Source organism: Chitinophagales bacterium (genome assembly GCA_020636495.1).
Lineage (GTDB): Bacteria > Bacteroidota > Bacteroidia > Chitinophagales > Chitinophagaceae > UBA5543.
The window spans coordinates 2,986,470-3,003,345 of sequence record JACJXQ010000008.1 but is presented as its reverse complement, the minus strand read 5'-3'; the positions used below and the strand labels follow the sequence as shown (position 1 = coordinate 3,003,345).

Below are 16,876 nucleotides of genomic sequence, written 5' to 3'. Positions count from 1 at the left end.
AGCCCTTTCTTTTTTTTAAACCAATTTATATTTTTATACCCATTAACAATGCGCATGCACATGAGAAAAAATTGGCTGCTTCTGCTACTTGCGACGATACTCGTAACAGTAAACATTGACGCGAATGCTCAGCAACAACGCAAGGACAAATACAGAAACAAGGCAGATGATCCCGTTTCTAAGTTGCCGTATTACAAGAAATTGAGATGGGCAGACGGATTATACAAAGAGGGTAGTTACTTCAACGCTGCAGATTATTATCTACAGCTGAAGGAAGAACAGCCTCGTAATCCATATTTGACTTACCAGTTGGCTGAGTGTTATTGGATGACACGTGACTACGTGCCTGCCGCACACTACTATGGTGAAGTATACAACGCCGCTTCCAAGCTTTATCCTGAAGCTAAGTTCAAAGAAGCGATGATGTTGAAAAAAGCAGGTAACTACAACGAGTCCATCGAGGCTTTCAACAAGTTCATAGCTGACAACCCGAAAACGTTCAAGCCGCTGAAAAAGCGCTCTCTACGTGAGATAGAAGGTTGTAACGTGGCAATGAATTCAATGATGAATCCTGAGGCCGTAACGGTTAAGAATGCAGGTCCTAACGTAAACAGTGCATACACTGAGTCTGCACCTCTACCATTGGGTGATACTGCGTTGTTGTTCTCTACCATGCGTCAGAACGACCTGATAGAAGTGGATAAGAAGAAGCGTGGAGATTACATGTCTCGCTTCATGACGTCTACCAAACAAAAATACACGAGCGAAGTTGACTCTTTCCAATGGCCTTTGCCTTTCAAAGACGGTGACTTCAACTCCGATAAAGTACACATCAGTAACGGTTGTTACAGCCCGGGTGGTGAGCGTTTCTACTTTACCAAGTGTAAAGAAGGCGACTCTATGTCTGTAGAGTGTAAGATATATGTATCCAAGTTCGGTGAAAAAGGATGGGAAGATGCTGAAGAGCTTGGCGAAGGTATCAACGATGGTCCTTCAAACACTCAACCTTGGGTAGCGAAAGTAGGTAAGAAAGAAGTATTGTTCTTCGCTTCAAACCGTACGCTACAAAGCCGTGGTGGATATGATATCTGGTATTCGGTTATCGATCCTCGCCGTGGTACTTACCGTCGTCCTCAAAACGCAGGTAAGCAGATCAACACTCCTCAAAACGAACAAACTCCATATTACGATAGCCGCGAGAACAAGCTTTACTTCGCTTCTGACGGTTGGGTAACCATGGGTGGTTTTGATATCTTCTCAGCAGTAGGTGGCCCGTCTCGTTATACCAACTTGACCAACTTGGGTTATCCTATCAACACATCTGCCGACGAACTTTACTACGTAAGGGATCCGTTGGGCAAACCTGATGCATACGTTGTCTCTAACCGTGTTGGTGCCATGGCTTTGAAAAACCCAACATGTTGTGATGACATCTGGCGTATTCAGTATGAGCCTAAACTGTATGTAAGAGGTACAGTGGTTAACCGCGAAACTCAAGAACCTATTGAGGAAGTGGTTGTTAAAATGGTGGATGAGTCAGGTGATATGAAAACCTTTGACTCTGAAGATGGTAACTTCCTGTTTAACATGAGTCGTGGTCATTCATATGCACTGACAGCCGATAAAGAGCAATATGCTTCTACAAGGGCTTCAGTAAATACAATGGAAGTAAAGCGTACAGATCCGGACAATACAGTAGAACTGACCATATATATGGACGAGGTTACACCGAGATATACATTTTCTGTAAGCAACATCTATTATGACTATGACAAAGATGCTTTGAAAGCAGAGTCTGTTGCTTCTCTGGACTCACTGGTTCAATTCCTGACAGACAATCCTGCATTTACAGTTGAGATATACTCATTTGCGGATGCTAAGGGTAACGAAGAGTATAATAAAAAGCTTTCTCTGCGTCGTGCTGAGGCCGTTGTTAACTACCTGGTAAACGCAGGTATTGAGCAAAACCGCCTGACCGCTAAAGGATTTGGTGAGTCAATGCCAGCTGCACCTAACACAACAAATGGTAAAGATAACCCTGCAGGGCGTGCCGCTAACCGCCGTACCGAACTGCGTATCGTATCAGATGTGCCAACTCGCCGTGTACTGTACAACAGTGCTAAGCCAGGTAATATGGACCAACAGTCTAAAAACCTGCAGATGGACGAGAGCATGAACGAAGACTACGAGTCTGATTCTGAATCAGAAATGGGTAACCCTGGTAGCAGGGTCAACAAATAGTATTGACTATAACAGAGCAATAAACAAAGGGGCTGTGCTTTTAAGTACAGCCTTTTTTGTGTCTTATATAGTGCTACTTTTGCAACTTATGAAATATATACAGGCATCGTTTGAAACCACTGACGCTACTATAAAAGAAGTGCTGGTGGCTCACCTGGCAGAACTGGGTTTTGATAGTTTTGATGAGAATAGTACACACCTGCACGCCTATATACCGCAACCTGATTTTGATGAGCTACAACTACAGTCTGTTACAGAACAATTTGATGTCAAGGCGGCGGTTACCATTATTGAGCAGGAAAACTGGAATGCAGAATGGGAAAAGGCCTTTGAGCCCGTAAAGGTAGGCGACTTTTGTACTATCAGGGCTACCTTTCACGAACCCGATCCCTCATCCAGATATGATATCATAATAACCCCGAAGATGTCGTTCGGAACAGGGCATCATGCTACAACCCAATTAATGGTCAGGCAAATGCAGCAACTGGATTTTAATGGTAAGCGGGTTTTCGATTTTGGCTGTGGTACAGGAATATTGGCCATACTGGCGGAAAAACTTGGTGCCGGTGAGGTGATAGCAGTTGATAATGATGAATGGTCGTACGAGAATGCTGCGGAGAACCTGGAACACAATCTTTCAAAAAAAGTTAGTGTTTCCCAAGGATCTATAGAGCATGCCGGAAATGAACAATATGATATCATCCTGGCCAATATCAACCGTCATATCCTGATACAATACATGAAAGAAATGAAGGTATTGTTGAAGAAGGGGGGTACTATACTGATGAGTGGGTTATTGAGCGAAGATGAACCATTAATAGTGTCTGAAGCAAGTAAAGCAGGCTTTATATTCAAGTCAAAGATAGAATTGAACAACTGGATATGCCTGTCCTTTTCATGATATATATGCAACTGACATATATGTTAAGATTTTCTAAAAATACTATGTAACAATATGATTACCAGTTGTTCACGACTATATTCAATATGAGTAGTTAGGATTACTCAATAGTAAAAATTATATTTGCTCTCTTCAACTTTTGAATATATCAATGAATATTGCGATCCTGATTGTAACAGCATATCTGATTGGCTCCATACCAACTGCGGTATGGGTAAGTAAATGGATATTCGGGATAGATATTCGGGAACACGGGAGTGGTAATGCAGGTGCTACCAATACGTTCAGGATACTGGGTTCTAAAGCCGGTACCGTGGTTATGCTGGTAGATATGCTGAAGGGCTTTTTAGCTGTAAAACTGGCTTTATTTGCCAATCTGGGTGGCTTGCATACAGAGCAATCTGTTAACCTGCAGATATTCCTGGGCTTGTTCGCAGTATTAGGACATATCTTCCCGATATGGGCAGAATTCAGAGGTGGAAAAGGCATTGCTACGCTGTTTGGTATGATACTGGCTATCCAACCACAAGTGGCAGTGAGTATGGTAGGTGTCTTTGTACTTATGTTATATATGACACGTTATGTATCACTCAGCTCTATTACAGCGAGTATCGCATTCCCCATTATGATCGTCTTTATTTTCAGGGAACCGGAACTGAGCTACAGGATATTTGCGATTGCTACTGCTTGTTTGGTGGTATTGACACATCATAAGAATATCAACAGGCTATTGAACGGTAGCGAGAGCAAAGTGGCCATTTTCCGCAAGCGTAGGTTTCGTCGCAGGAAGGACGATTAAACATTTCTTATTTTTGGCTTGTTATATATGATATGCGGGAGCTTTTCCCCAAATTACAGCCGTTATGAAAAAGCAATTTATCATCGTTTTTGCAGCACTAGTTTCTACTGCATTTACATCATGTTTTAAGAATCCCGTTACGGGCAGAAACTCTGTTAATATACTTCCTGAGTCGGAAGTAATGAGTTTATCAAAGCAAGAGTATACCAGCTACCTGGCTGAAAATAAGCCGATATCCGGTACCAAGGATGCAGAGACCGTAAAGCGGGTAGGAGCTAAAATGCAGGTTGCTGTTGGCAAATACCTGCAAAGTATTGGTAAGCAAAGCCTTACTAACGGCTATATATGGGAATTCAACCTGGTAAATGACAATACAGCCAATGCATTTTGTATGCCGGGTGGTAAAGTAGTATTTAACAGCGGTATAATGCCCCTTTGTGCCAATGATGCAGGTGTAGCTGTGGTGATGGGGCACGAAATAGCACACGCCATAGCCAGGCACGGTAATGAGCGTATGAGCCAGGGTTTGATAACACAGTTGGGTGGTATGGCATTGTCAGCAGCAATTGCAAACAAGCCTGAACAAACCAAACAAATATATAACAGAGCGTATGGTATCACTACACAGGTAGGTGTGATATTACCTTACTCAAGAGCCCATGAAAGCGAAGCAGACCGTATGGGGCTGATATTTATGGCCATGGCGGGATATGATCCTAACGAGGCTATAAGCTTCTGGATGAGAATGGCTGCTGCCGGCGGACAAAAACCACCTGAATTATTGAGTACACACCCTAGTGACGAGACCAGGATAAATGACTTGAGAAAGCATTTGCCGGAAGCCATGAAATACTACAAACCAAACTAGATATTTGCGCGCACTACCTGTTTATAAAAGGCTGCTGAGCTATTTCGTACCTGTGCTGGTGAGCAGAGATGCAGGTACCCATAATCCATTACTTGAACTATATTATTACAGGGGACGTTACCAACTGGCTACATTGGACGCACTATATTCTGACGGTGATCAATACCGTCCATTGAAACTTGCTTTTAACAAACTAAAGAGTGAGTTGCCTGACGTGAAAAATGTCTTGGTGCTTGGTACGGGACTGGCCAGTGGTGTGCAGGTGATGAGCAAGCTGGGTTTCAGCCCTGACTTTACACTTGTGGAATATGATGACAAGGTGCTACAATGGGCTATGGAGCTTATGCCGGAATACAAGGGTAAAATAACCCCGTTAATTGCCGAAGCAAAACAATATATAGAGCAGCAGGTATCTACATATGACTTGCTGGTAGTGGATATATTCACAGGCAGAGTAGCGCCTGCGTTTGTTACATCAAAAGGATTCCTGGAGCATTGCCGCAGGGGTATTAACCCCGGCGGCTATATGGTGCTCAATTATATTATTCAGCGCAATGAAGATTGGTTTCGCATAGACAAGACCATACGCTCTGTATTCCCGGTATGCTTTTGTATCGACGACGGTATTAATCGTATTGTGATAGCTAAAGCTTAGAGGATTGTATACGCAATACTTTACGATTGCTTTTCTGTACCCTCATTTTTTCAGGCACCAGTTTCAGGATACTGTCTATAACGCTTTGCAGCAATGTTAACTTAACAAAGTGGCCGCTGGTGACCATGCTTATTTCGCGCACCGGTTCAGGATCTTCAAAATAACGTACACGTTCCATACGGTCGTCAGAGAACTCGAATGTGGCAAACTCCGGCAGTATGGTCAGCCCTTTATTGGTATCTACCATTTTGCGCAGGGTCTCTACATTGCTGGATTCGTACCTATAGGGGCGTTCCTTCTGCAGCTTTTCTATATGATCGCCACAAAGGTCCAGCACCTGGTTGCGTAGGCAATGGCCCTCATTCAGCAGCCATATCCTGTCCAGTTCAACATCGTCAGGTGTGATCATGCGCTTTTTCAATGCAGGTTCACCGGCAGCGAAATAACCTACCAATGGCTCTGTAAATAGAGGATATTCTTTAATGCCGTTTTCGTTGAGCGGAGTGCTGAGTAAGCCAGCATCTATCTCGTTATTCCTGAGCGCCATGAGTATCTGGTCTGTCTCCATTTCTTTAACCAGCAGTTTCACTTCCGGATATGCTTTGTTGTAGCTTTCCAGGAGTCCCGGTAAAAGATATGGGGCGATGGTAGGTATTACAGCCAGTTTGAATGCGCCGGAAATAGTTGTTTGCTGGCTTTGTATCAGCTCATATATCTTATCACAGTCTGCCAGTATTATGCGCGCCTGATCTACTATTGCTTCTCCCATAGCAGTTATAGCTATAGGGTGTTTGTTCCTGTCGAACAACTTAACGCCCAGTTCGTCCTCCAGCTTCTGTATCTGCATGCTCAACGTAGGCTGGGTAACAAAACACTTTTCAGCGGCTGCCACAAAGCTTTTGTAAGTTGCTACGGCAACAACATATTCTAATTGAGTAATCGTCATGGTTTACAATTTATACGCGAAAGTAGTTCATATTAGGGATATAGACAAAGTTTATAGCCTTTATAGTGAGTGCTTAGTGTTGGCATAATGTTAAAGCATGTGCCGCGTGTAACAATCGGCTTTAATATGTGGCGGTAAGGGTTGCTTTTTTAGGTTTACCTTTGTGCTGTCCCAACTGACTTTTATGAGCATTGCAAAGAAAATGAGACTCAAAACAGGTTTATTATACCTGTTGAAAGCACCCAAAAGTTGCGAAATATATTTTGACGGGCTTGAGCAGAAGAATGCATCGGCCGGGAAGCAGGTTATAGGGCAGGCAGTATTATTTGCACAAAACAAAAGCGTGCTGGAAGAAATAGTACCCAAGCTGGCTGTAAGACTGGAAGAGGATGCCTTGTTGTGGATAGCTTATCCTAAAAAGTCAGGAGGTATCAAATCGGACATAACAAGGGACAATGGCTGGGATGTTGTATTTGCTGCCGGCTATGAACCTGTTACCCAGGTAGCTATAGATGATAACTGGTCGGCTCTAAGATTCAGAAAGACCGAGCTTATAGGGCCGAAACTGAGGGACGTGGCTATGGAAGACCGCAATATAGAAGGGGTTGATTTTATCAACCGTACAGTAGTTTTGCCTGCTGATGCTAAAAAAGCGTTGAAGCAGTATGCAGAACTGTATGAGTTGTTCGTTAGCATGTCGTTCTCGCACAAAAAAGAATATGTGGAAAGTATAGTTAGCGCGAAAAAGCCTGAAACCAGGGAGCGCCGCATACAGAAAATGATAGAAATGCTGGCACAAAAGCAAGCTGAAAGAAATAAGAAATGAGCTACAAACAAATACCTGCAGGACAGGTACTGCAATATCTGAAAGACAATTATGAAGGTAAGCTGGTGCAGGATTCACGCTCTGCAGCAGGCAACTGGCTGAATTTTACACTGGAGCATATTGACAAAGGAACCGCAACGATATCGCTGGAGGTGAAAGAGGATATGACCAACCCTTATGGCAATATACATGGTGGTATGATGGCGCTGGTAATGGACGAGGTGATAGGCTGGGGCGTTGTGAGCCTGGACACGGACAATTACTATACGTCTCTGAACCTGAATGTCGACTTCCTGTATGCTATAAAAATGGGCGAAAGGCTGAAAGCCACCTCCAAAGTAGTCCGTGCAGGTAAAAAGATCATACATGTGGAGTGCCATGTATATGATATGCAGGACCGGATACTGGGCAAGGCATCGAGCAACCTGATAGTGACGGGTATGCGACCTAAAGAAGGAGACTATAAGGTGGCTAATTAATGCCGGACATTTCATTTTTGTACACCAGCTTGTTACTTTTGACGATAATTTTATGCTGAACGGGAAAAAAATAGTGGTAGTGCTGCCGGCTTATAAGGCGGCGCAAACTCTTGAGCGGACTTATAACGAGATACCGTTCGACATAGTGGACGATGTAGTATTGGTAGACGACCACAGCCCAGATGATACGGTGGAGGTGGGTAAACGACTGGGCATAAAACATATCATTCGCCACGAGCAGAATAAAGGTTATGGCGGCAACCAGAAAAGCTGCTACGGCAAGGCTATGGAGCTGGGAGCAGACATTGTTATCATGCTGCACCCCGACTACCAATATACGCCTAAGCTGATACACGCTATTTCTTCAATCATCGCATTTGAGGTATATCCGGTTGTGCTGGGCTCGCGCATATTAGGTCATGGCGCGTTGAAAGGTGGCATGCCGATGTACAAATATATCTTCAACCGCTGCCTGACATTATTCGAGAATATTGTTATAGGCCAGAAGCTGAGTGAATACCATACAGGTTACCGTGCCTTCAGTGGCGAAGTGATACGTTCTATTGATTTTTCGCACAATAGTGATGATTTCGTTTTTGATAACGAAATGTTGTCACAGGTATTCATGAATGGATACGACATAGCAGAAGTAACCTGTCCAACCAAATATTTTGAAGAGGCATCAAGCATTAACTTCAGCCGTAGTATGAAATATGGTATGGGCGTGTTGCGTGTATCTATGATACACCGGCTACACAAATGGGGGCTAATAAAAAGCAAGCTATATAATAAGCCTGAGTAAGTTTATTCAACCACAAATTTCTTAACCATTTTGTCTCCGTTCCTGCTTATGAGTGTAAGATGATAGACGCCTGCTGCCCATCCGCCGAGGTTCACAGATGTATTGCCCTCGATCTTACCTTCCCATACTTGCTGGCCCAAAGTATTATGTATGCTTGCACTGTAATTGCCACCGTCAACCAGTTTTACCTGCAGTGCTCCTTTGGCCGGGATAGGATAAATATCAACCTGCCCTAAAGTGCCGAGGTCATGAACGGTATCCGGCCAGTCGTTGATGATGAAACTGGCGTTACTGATGTCGAAGAATACATTGCCTGAGCCTTTTATTTTTACCCTTGCTGATGCAGTATAGGCACCTGCGGGCACAGTGATCACCTCAGAGCCATCATTGGGAGTACCGGTTGCTAAGGTGTAAGGGTATGTCTGGCCGTCATCCATAGAAAGGAGGATGTCTACGTTGCTACAGGATACAGGTGCTGCATTGGTATTGGCCACGTCCCACTTTACGGTATATGAATTGCCAATGCGCCAGTAGTCTGATGATTTGTTGGGTTCCAGTACCAGGAAAGGGCCGGCCTGGTCGGTAACATTCAGCTTAAGTGTACTATCCGACCAGTTGTAAGCGCCTTCGCCATTGTGCATGTCTCTTACCGTCAGGCGGAAGTTCATAGTACGTGTTACCTCCGGTAGCTTTTCTCCCGGGTAGTCCAGCACATTTCTACGGATAGAATCGAGCACCGGGAATACCCTCCAGCGAGATGTGGTGGGCCTGAATGAGCGGAAGATCGGCCCCAGTTTGGTGTCAACCAGTCCTTTGCCAAAATCACCCAGGTCATATTCTTCCCAACAGTATGTCACTGTCTCATTTTCCGGATCGGTAGCTTGTGGTGCCTCAATCTCAAACGGGGTCAGTTTGGGGATATCATACACAGAATTCACAACGGGTACGGATGAAGGACTGTTTGCAGCAGGTGATGTACTACCGCACAAAGTCAGCCCGGATATGTAAGTTATTATCTGGTCGAGGCTTTTGGCATGAAAGTAATCGTCACTGTTGTACTGTATGTTGTTACCGGAACACAAACCGGCGTACGCCATGATTGTACTACCACTGCCGGGTTCATAGGCACAATTGGCACGGGCATGAGGGTTGCACCCTGAGCCATTATAATTGAAAGTATGCTCAGCACCTAACTGGTGTCCCATTTCATGCACTACATAGTCTACATCAAAAGCATCGCCAACGGGATTTGGCCTGCCTGTTGCTGCACGTGCCTCATGACCGGGATCGCACAAACCCTCCAGGTCTGCAATACCACCATCTCCTGTGCAGAAAACATGTCCCATGTCATAGCTAAGTGGCCCGATCACATTATCAATGTTGGTCTGGTTGGCTGTTTGTGTGTTGCCATTCACTATTTTGTTTTGTGTGTATGAAAAAGGATCTGTTGCGGAATCAAGGTATACGATCTGGTCATTGTTGTTCACCAATTGCAGGGCAACATTCAGCTCCTTGGTAAGTATGCCGCTAACACGTGTCAGTGAAGTGGTCATTGCGCTGATAACATTAGGTTTGGTTGGGTTTGGACCGTCTACTGCCAGGGCATACTCACCCGTGCAGGATAGTGCAAGCCTGTATGTTCTTTTAACTGTACTATTGGTCTTCCAGCCTACGGTGGGAGTTGGGGTGCCGACTTGTATACTTTGGCCTTGCTGTAATTCATTGATCTCTTTATCGCCAGTCATACAACTGAAGTTATGTAAAGTAGCGGGGTGGTCTTTTTTGTAATAGCATAGGTAGTAACCATCATTTTCATTACTGTAAGGGTCTATGAAATAGGTTTTTGGCCCGTTGTATACCATGGCGTTGAAACCTTTGTAGGTATAGTTGATACTTGCAGTGATGTCATGATTATCTACCGCGACACCGGTAAAATTTTTAATTCCGGGGTATTTTGCAGCCAGCCCCGGAGCCATGGCCGGTGTTTGCCATACTTTGAAATCCATTGTGCTGCCATCAGCAACCGGCAGAGTGATCACTGCGCCATTTTTGGGCTGTTCCGGCAAGCTGAATAATAGGTTCTTCATGTAGCTGTCATTCAACAGGTATATCCTGTACACATAAGGATGTATCTTTTGTTCTCCTTTGGAGGGAACCTGCTTAGCTTTTATTTCCTGCCATACAGCATTGACATTTGCTGTTGCCTGCAAAGCAAGGAACAGGGTTATTAACGTGGTGAAAATGATGTTTTTTTTCATCTGCTGATGTTTTACTTATCGTATCTTATTTCTATTACTTCGGGCTCAGTTTTGGCCTTGTCTTTGTTTTTGTTGTTGTTTTCGGGTGGTGGCATTTTTGAGTAGACGATCACATAAGGTTCGCCCTGTATAAACATTGTCTTCAGCTCATACTCTATACCAAACCAATTAACATTGGCGGCTACCTTGCCCATATAATAGCTGATGCCCATTGTTTGTCCTTTACACTCACCAACGGCCATCGTTGCGCCTTTGGTTACATGCGCTCCTTCTTTCACGTTATTCTTTACTGTGAATACCTGGCAGTCGGCCGGAGAGGGCAGCGGTATTACCGTAGTAGCAGTTGCACCACTTCCAACGGTGTTGAAGAAAACTGTAGCCTGCGATGTGTCTATGGAATAAACTTTATAGTCTTTGGGCAGCACCAGCACCTCTGTGCTTTTATTCAGAATTGAGTTGTTGGCTTCAAACCAATCTATGTGGGCTTTGTTCATTTCAACATGTTCTTTGCCACATGCTATTTTCTTTCTTATTTCTGAATTGCCAGTGTTATTTGTTGTAACGACTTTATTGGAGCCCTTGCAGGAGGCCAGGGCTAAGGTCAATATTAATATGAATGTTTTCAGCTTCATTTCCTTACTTCATGCGGATCTTCCGTTATATAAAAATAACGAATTATAACTAATTGATTGTAACAGCTTTGTTGTTACAATATTACGGATATTTTGCGTCGGGATATTTCGACAGCTATTTCTTTAGGTTGCGAACGCCCAGGTATAGCGAGTTGAGTATCAGCACTACATCGCTCAGTGCCATGATACCGGCACCATATGTAGGTTTCAGCATACCCATTGCTGCTACAGGAATTGCTACGATATTATATATGAACGCCCAAAACAGGTTCGACTTAATAGTGCGTTCAGTGTAGATGCCCAGATTAATGGCCAGCGGAAGTGTACTTAACTGGTTATTGGACAATATGACATTGGCAGACTGGATGGCTATTTGTGTGGATTCGCTCAGTGATATGCCTACTGTAGCTTTGGCAAGGGCAGGGGCATCATTGATACCATCGCCTACCATTGCTGTCGGAGCGGTTTTCAGCAATTCGTCCAGGCGGGCATTTTTCTGTTCAGGTGAATGTTCTGCATACACCTGGTCGATGCCCAGTTGTGAGGCAATATGCTCGCATTTGGCTTTTTTATCACCACTCAGTAGTATAGTTGTATAGCCCATTTCTTTCAGACTGCTGATGGTCTCCTTCGCATCTTCTCTCAATGCATCTGATATGCGGATAGCCCCGGTATATTCCCCGTTTTTATACAGGTACATATCATAGCCCTTGTCCTGCTCTTTATTAGCATGCAACCATATCTCAGAACCTAGTTGCCATTTGTTTCCTGCTTCGTCCGTGGCTTCAACTCCTTTTCCTTTTATTTCTTCTACATGGCTGAAAGGAATGTCCGGGGCATTACCCCATTGTGTGCTCACTGACTTTGCTATAGGGTGTGATGAATGCTTCTCTATTGAAGCAACCACTGACCGGAAAGTTTCGTTATCAATACTGTTCGCTTTGAATGAATCGATCTGCAGTTTACCGGTGGTTAGTGTTCCTGTCTTGTCAAATACGATCTGCTTCACTGTTTTCAGGTTCTGCAAAGTATCACCGCCTTTGATGAGTATGCCATTACGTGCTGAACGTCCCAACCCGACAGCAACAGCTGCAGGCGTTGCCAGCCCCATAGCACAGGGACAGGATATGACCATAACAGCAATAGAGCGCATCATGGCATTTTGAAATGTTACGTCGAAGAAGAAATAACTGACTACTAACGTGAGTACTGCAATAGCCAGGACGACAGGCACAAAAACAGCACTTATCTTATCTGCCAGTTTTTGCAGGGGTGGTTTCTGTCCCTGCGCCTCGCGTACCATCCTGATGATATTGGATAATACCGACTGGCTGCCGACGGCAGTAGCTTTGACGCGTATATGTCCTTCCAGCAATACCGTGCCGCCCACTACTTCATCATCTACATATTTATGCACCGGCAGGCTTTCTCCGGTTATCATGTGTTCGTCGATCTGTGCTTCACCTTTGACTATTATACCATCTACAGGAATACTGTCTCCATTGTTTACCAGCACAACATCTCCTGCGCGTACAAACTTGCTGTCTATCTCAGATATGGTTTCCTTGCCTATACTGTCAGTAAATACAATGCGTGCTTTTTGAGGTTGCAGTTGTACCAGCGCGTCTATTGCGGCAGTTGTAGATTTGACGGTCTTATGTTCCAGCCAGTTGCCGAACATCACCAAGGTGATGATAGATGCAGCCGTTTCGAAGAACAGGTAGTCGTGTACATGCTCTGTATAGATGAACATGCCGATAAGTGAATATACATATGCTGCTGTTGCTCCTATTATTACCAGCACATCCATATTAGGTATGCCATGCTTTAATGAACGTATAGCACTTACGCCAAAATGTTTCACACCAATAGCAAATACCGGAGTAGCCAGTACCAACTGTACCCACGGGTTGTGCAGGAGGTGCCAATCCGTAAACATATGTGCCAGCAGGGGTAGGGTGAAAACAGCACAAATGATAAGATACAGGTCTGAGTGGTCAGCGTGACTGGCATGGTGCTGATGTGCATTTTCATCCGTATCCCTGACTACAGTATACCCCAGGTCGTCTATGGCGTCATATACTTTATTTACGTCAGTTTCTTCTACCATTGTAAAACTGACATCGCCTGATGCTGCGTTCGCAGATATATTCTTTGCACCTTTTTTTTCTAAGACCTTAGAAATAGTCAACGCACAATTGCCACAGGTCATACCCTGTACGGTAGTGGAATATGTTTTTTCCATTTTTTTTGAGTTTCAGGCATCATATCTTTGCCTGCTGATGGAACAAGATCCGATACTACAAATTTCCTATTCTTTATCGAATATCCGAAATGCGGCCCATAAGTTGTGGGAATGTGCTCATCATTATAAGGTATGGGCATTGAGTGGCCAGATGGGAGCAGGTAAAACAACACTCATACATGCCTTATGCGACGAATTGGGCGTGCAGGATGATGTCAGCAGCCCCACATTCGCGCTCATCAATCATTATAGTTTTGATGATAATGGTACAGAGCGGACTATTTATCATATGGACTGGTACCGCCTGAAAGACGAAGAGGAAGCTGTACAGGCAGGAGTGGAGGATTGCCTGTTACAGAAAGAAGCCTATTCGATAGTTGAGTGGCCTGAACAGGCTCCCGGATTATTACCTTATCCGCATTTAAAGGTGACCATAGAAAATACCGGTGGAGACGAACGCAAACTTAATGTTTGGTTAATTAATAACTCATAACCAGTAGACTATTATTACAGCCATAGTTTTGAGGTGATTATCCATTTTCTTCTTTATCTTGTAATATGCACTTGTGGGACGCATTATTGAAAGGCACTGCACTGGGATTATTCCTGGCGATCTCGGTGGGCCCCACGTTATTCGCCATACTAAAATATAGCCTCAACCACAGCTATCGGGCGGGTATAGCCTTTATCCTGGGTGTTTCTATCAGTGATATATTGTATGTGACCGTTGCTAATCTTGCCGCGTCATGGCTGGAGGTGCTGCATGAGTACTCTAAGGAAATAGCCTACGGAGGGGCAGTGATACTGATAGTGGTAGGTGTGGCCGGGCTGGTGGGTAAATACAGGCCGGTACGCCCATCTGCAACTAAGCTTAATATCAGTAATACCGATTATGTGAGGATATGGACCAGCGGTTTCCTTATTAACACTATCAACCCCGCTGTTATCATTATCTGGCTGGGTTCTGTCTCAGCCACCGCCAATACTTCGGGCTGGTACAGGCTCGTGATGTTCTCGGTATGCCTGTCGCTGGTGCTGGGTATTGACTTTTGTAAGGTTTTCCTGGCCGATGCGATACGCCGCAAGCTGACGCTCCGTCGTGTCATGTACCTGCAAAAGACCTCATCAGCCATAATCCTGACATTCGGCGCGGCATTATTCCTGACCACCTATTTTGACCTGCATATCAATAGAAATGGATTGCAATCTGCCCATTATCAAAAACAATTTAAAGAAGAGTTTAAAACTTCTGAAACCTTAGTATCTTTGCAGCCTCATGTCTGATGCGATACGTCACGAATGCGGGCTGGCATACATTCGCCTGCTGAAACCACTGGCATTTTACCACCGCAAATACGGAACAGCTTTTTACGGCCTGAACAAATTGTACCTGCTTATGGAAAAGCAGCACAATCGTGGCCAGGATGGGGCTGGTATTGCCACTGTTAAATTGAATGTAGAACCGGGATACCAATTTATGCACCGCCTGCGCCTGAATGGCGCCGGGGCTATAAAACGCGTGTTTGAAGAGGTGCATGCCGAAACAGAAGGGCTGGAAAAGATGTTCCCCAATATCCGCAATCACCCGGGATTGCTTAAGGGCTATATGCGCTTTATGGGAGAAGTGATGATGGGACACCTGCGTTACGGTACACAGGGAAGGAATAATGTAGAGTTTTGCCACCCGTTCATCAAGCCGGACATCAACCCGACACGCAACCTGGTAATGGCGGGTAACTTCAACCTGGTAAATACGGACGAATTGTTCGAATTGCTGCATGAGCACCCCAGCGACACGATACGCGAGAGTGACCTTGGGGCAATGATAGATACCGTGCAGCACTATATCAAACTGGAAGACGAGGCCAACCCTCAGTCACTGAACCTGGAAGCTGCATTGAAAAAAGCAGCTGCACACTTTCGATGGTGGTTTTGTGTGCGGAGGCCTGGTAGGTAATGGCGACAGCTTTGTGCTGAGGGATGCTAATGGCATCAGACCAGCCTATTATTATAAGGATGACGAAATAGTGGTTGTGGGCGTCTGAACGCCCGGCAATTATGACATCATTCAACGTGCCTTTTGAATCAGTGAAGGAATTGACACCCGGGCATGCCGTTATCACAAAGTCAGATGGTACTTTCAAAGATGTACAGATACTTGAGGAGCGTGAGAAGACAGCCTGTAGCTTCGAGCGTATATACTTCAGCCGTGGTAGCGATGCGGATATATACAGAGAGCGTATGCAGCTGGGCCGCAATCTTGCAGGTAAGGTGTTGGAAGCGTTGGACAATGACCTGAAACATACTATCGTATCATTTATACCGAACACCGCAGAGACCGCCTTTTACGGATTGATAAAAGGTTTGGAAGATTATCTCAACGAAAGTAAGCTACACAAGATACAAGCTCGCGGCAGCGAGATGACCGAAGAGGAAATGCTGGAACTTATCGGTCGTAGGGTTCGTATAGAGAAGATAGCTATCAAGGATGTGAAGATGCGCACCTTCATCACCGAAGATTCTGCGCGTGACGAAATGGTACAGCACGTGTACGACATCACATACGGTACAGTGCAAGATGGTGTGGATACATTGGTGGTGATAGATGACTCAATAGTTCGTGGTACAACGCTGAAAGAAAGTATCATCAAGATGCTGGACAGGCTGAAGCCTAAGCGCATCATCATAGTGTCATCAGCTCCGCAAATACGCTATCCTGACTGCTATGGTATAGACATGAGTAAGATGGGAGATTTCATCGCCTTCCGTGCTGCAGTGGAGTTGTTGAAGGACAAGGGAATGGAAAGCAAGCTGGACGAGGTGTATGATAAGTGTAAAGTAGCACTGGACAACGGCACGCTGGACGATCAGAACTTTGTGAAAGAGATATATGAGCCGTTCACTGCCGAGGAGATAAGCGATAAGATAGCACAGATGCTGAAACACGAGGACGTGCATGCTGAGGTAGACATCATCTACCAGTCAATAGAAGGGTTAAAAGATGCTTGCCCTCATAATACAGGCGATTGGTACTTTACCGGTAATTATCCTACCAGGGGTGGTAACCGCGTAGCTAATAAGGCCTTCATGAATTATATGGATAAGAAAGCAGGGCGAGGATATTAAGTTCGTATTAGCATAAGTATATATTTTTATTATAGTTAAGAAAGTCTTAACTTTACACTAATAAAGGTGCCGGAAACAACCGTAGCACCTTTGTTATT

14 protein-coding genes and 1 pseudogene are annotated in these 16,876 nt (G+C 44.6%); 11 read left to right on the top strand and 4 right to left on the bottom strand.

Annotation, left to right across the window (positions count from 1 at the left end; genetic code table 11):
• The first annotated feature begins 60 nt into the window (after positions 1-60).
• The 5 genes from H6550_13390 to H6550_13370 all read left to right on the top strand — a co-directional run bounded on the left by H6550_13390 (position 61) and on the right by H6550_13370 (position 5,464).
• On the top strand, positions 61-2,241 hold the full coding sequence (locus H6550_13390; protein MCB9047121.1) for an OmpA family protein: 2,181 nt from the start codon (positions 61-63) through the stop codon (positions 2,239-2,241).
• A gap of 88 nt (positions 2,242-2,329) precedes the next feature.
• On the top strand, positions 2,330-3,142 hold the full coding sequence (gene prmA, locus H6550_13385; protein MCB9047120.1) for a 50S ribosomal protein L11 methyltransferase: 813 nt from the start codon (positions 2,330-2,332) through the stop codon (positions 3,140-3,142).
• Between the two features lie 151 nt (positions 3,143-3,293).
• Entirely contained in the window at positions 3,294-3,941 is a 648-nt protein-coding gene (gene plsY, locus H6550_13380) for a glycerol-3-phosphate 1-O-acyltransferase PlsY (protein ID MCB9047119.1), read from the top strand.
• A gap of 64 nt (positions 3,942-4,005) precedes the next feature.
• Positions 4,006-4,809, top strand: a complete 804-nt coding sequence (locus H6550_13375) for a M48 family metallopeptidase (GenBank protein MCB9047118.1) — start codon at positions 4,006-4,008, stop codon at positions 4,807-4,809.
• 4 nt (positions 4,810-4,813) lie between these two features.
• The gene (locus H6550_13370; GenBank protein MCB9047117.1) at positions 4,814-5,464 is read left to right on the top strand and encodes a hypothetical protein; all 651 of its coding nucleotides are present in this window, start codon (positions 4,814-4,816) and stop codon (positions 5,462-5,464) included.
• Here H6550_13370 and H6550_13365 read toward each other — a convergent pair.
• Complete coding sequence (locus H6550_13365; GenBank protein ID MCB9047116.1) at positions 5,454-6,410, bottom strand: hydrogen peroxide-inducible genes activator; 957 nt, start codon at positions 6,408-6,410, stop codon at positions 5,454-5,456. The two genes, H6550_13370 and H6550_13365, sit on opposite strands and share 11 nt — an antisense overlap.
• A gap of 184 nt (positions 6,411-6,594) precedes the next feature.
• Between H6550_13365 and H6550_13360 the strand changes: the two genes are divergently transcribed.
• The 3 genes from H6550_13360 to H6550_13350 are packed head-to-tail and all read left to right on the top strand — an operon-like array spanning position 6,595 to position 8,517.
• Positions 6,595-7,236 (top strand): YdeI/OmpD-associated family protein, encoded by a 642-nt coding sequence (locus H6550_13360; protein MCB9047115.1) that lies wholly within the window; start codon positions 6,595-6,597, stop codon positions 7,234-7,236.
• On the top strand, positions 7,233-7,715 hold the full coding sequence (locus tag H6550_13355; GenBank protein MCB9047114.1) for a PaaI family thioesterase: 483 nt from the start codon (positions 7,233-7,235) through the stop codon (positions 7,713-7,715). Before H6550_13360 ends, H6550_13355 begins: the two co-directional genes overlap by 4 nt.
• Before the next feature lie 52 nt (positions 7,716-7,767).
• Complete coding sequence (locus tag H6550_13350; protein ID MCB9047113.1) at positions 7,768-8,517, top strand: glycosyltransferase family 2 protein; 750 nt, start codon at positions 7,768-7,770, stop codon at positions 8,515-8,517.
• Between the two features lie 2 nt (positions 8,518-8,519).
• Here H6550_13350 and H6550_13345 read toward each other — a convergent pair whose 3' ends face one another.
• The 3 genes from H6550_13345 to cadA all read right to left on the bottom strand — a co-directional run bounded on the left by H6550_13345 (position 8,520) and on the right by cadA (position 13,652).
• A complete protein-coding gene (locus tag H6550_13345; protein MCB9047112.1) occupies positions 8,520-10,775 on the bottom strand; it encodes a T9SS type A sorting domain-containing protein in 2,256 nt (751 codons plus the stop codon).
• 11 nt (positions 10,776-10,786) lie between these two features.
• Entirely contained in the window at positions 10,787-11,407 is a 621-nt protein-coding gene (locus tag H6550_13340) for a hypothetical protein (protein MCB9047111.1), read from the bottom strand.
• A gap of 115 nt (positions 11,408-11,522) precedes the next feature.
• Complete coding sequence (gene cadA, locus H6550_13335; GenBank protein ID MCB9047110.1) at positions 11,523-13,652, bottom strand: cadmium-translocating P-type ATPase; 2,130 nt, start codon at positions 13,650-13,652, stop codon at positions 11,523-11,525.
• Between the two features lie 37 nt (positions 13,653-13,689).
• On the opposite strand from cadA, the gene tsaE reads away from it, so the two are divergent.
• The 3 genes and pseudogenes from tsaE to H6550_13320 all read left to right on the top strand — a co-directional run bounded on the left by tsaE (position 13,690) and on the right by H6550_13320 (position 16,778).
• Positions 13,690-14,145 (top strand): tRNA (adenosine(37)-N6)-threonylcarbamoyltransferase complex ATPase subunit type 1 TsaE, encoded by a 456-nt coding sequence (tsaE, locus tag H6550_13330; protein MCB9047109.1) that lies wholly within the window; start codon positions 13,690-13,692, stop codon positions 14,143-14,145.
• A gap of 65 nt (positions 14,146-14,210) precedes the next feature.
• Positions 14,211-14,936: a LysE family transporter gene (locus H6550_13325; protein ID MCB9047108.1), complete on the top strand. Its 726-nt coding sequence runs from the start codon at positions 14,211-14,213 to the stop codon at positions 14,934-14,936.
• A pseudogene (locus H6550_13320) lies at positions 14,929-16,778 on the top strand (amidophosphoribosyltransferase). The gene H6550_13325 and the pseudogene H6550_13320 overlap by 8 nt, the downstream one beginning before the upstream one ends.
• Positions 16,779-16,876: the final 98 nt, after the last annotated feature.

Coding starts and splice junctions, on each gene's coding strand:
- H6550_13360 (MCB9047115.1), top strand. CDS start 6,595: ATGAGCATTGCAAAGAAAATGAGACTCAAAACAGGTTTATTATACCTG.
- H6550_13375 (MCB9047118.1), top strand. CDS start 4,006: ATGAAAAAGCAATTTATCATCGTTTTTGCAGCACTAGTTTCTACTGCA.
- H6550_13365 (MCB9047116.1), bottom strand. CDS start 6,410: ATGACGATTACTCAATTAGAATATGTTGTTGCCGTAGCAACTTACAAA.
- tsaE (MCB9047109.1), top strand. CDS start 13,690: ATGGAACAAGATCCGATACTACAAATTTCCTATTCTTTATCGAATATC.
- prmA (MCB9047120.1), top strand. CDS start 2,330: ATGAAATATATACAGGCATCGTTTGAAACCACTGACGCTACTATAAAA.
- H6550_13345 (MCB9047112.1), bottom strand. CDS start 10,775: ATGAAAAAAAACATCATTTTCACCACGTTAATAACCCTGTTCCTTGCT.
- H6550_13340 (MCB9047111.1), bottom strand. CDS start 11,407: ATGAAGCTGAAAACATTCATATTAATATTGACCTTAGCCCTGGCCTCC.
- plsY (MCB9047119.1), top strand. CDS start 3,294: ATGAATATTGCGATCCTGATTGTAACAGCATATCTGATTGGCTCCATA.
- H6550_13325 (MCB9047108.1), top strand. CDS start 14,211: ATGCACTTGTGGGACGCATTATTGAAAGGCACTGCACTGGGATTATTC.
- cadA (MCB9047110.1), bottom strand. CDS start 13,652: ATGGAAAAAACATATTCCACTACCGTACAGGGTATGACCTGTGGCAAT.
- H6550_13350 (MCB9047113.1), top strand. CDS start 7,768: ATGCTGAACGGGAAAAAAATAGTGGTAGTGCTGCCGGCTTATAAGGCG.
- H6550_13355 (MCB9047114.1), top strand. CDS start 7,233: ATGAGCTACAAACAAATACCTGCAGGACAGGTACTGCAATATCTGAAA.
- H6550_13390 (MCB9047121.1), top strand. CDS start 61: ATGAGAAAAAATTGGCTGCTTCTGCTACTTGCGACGATACTCGTAACA.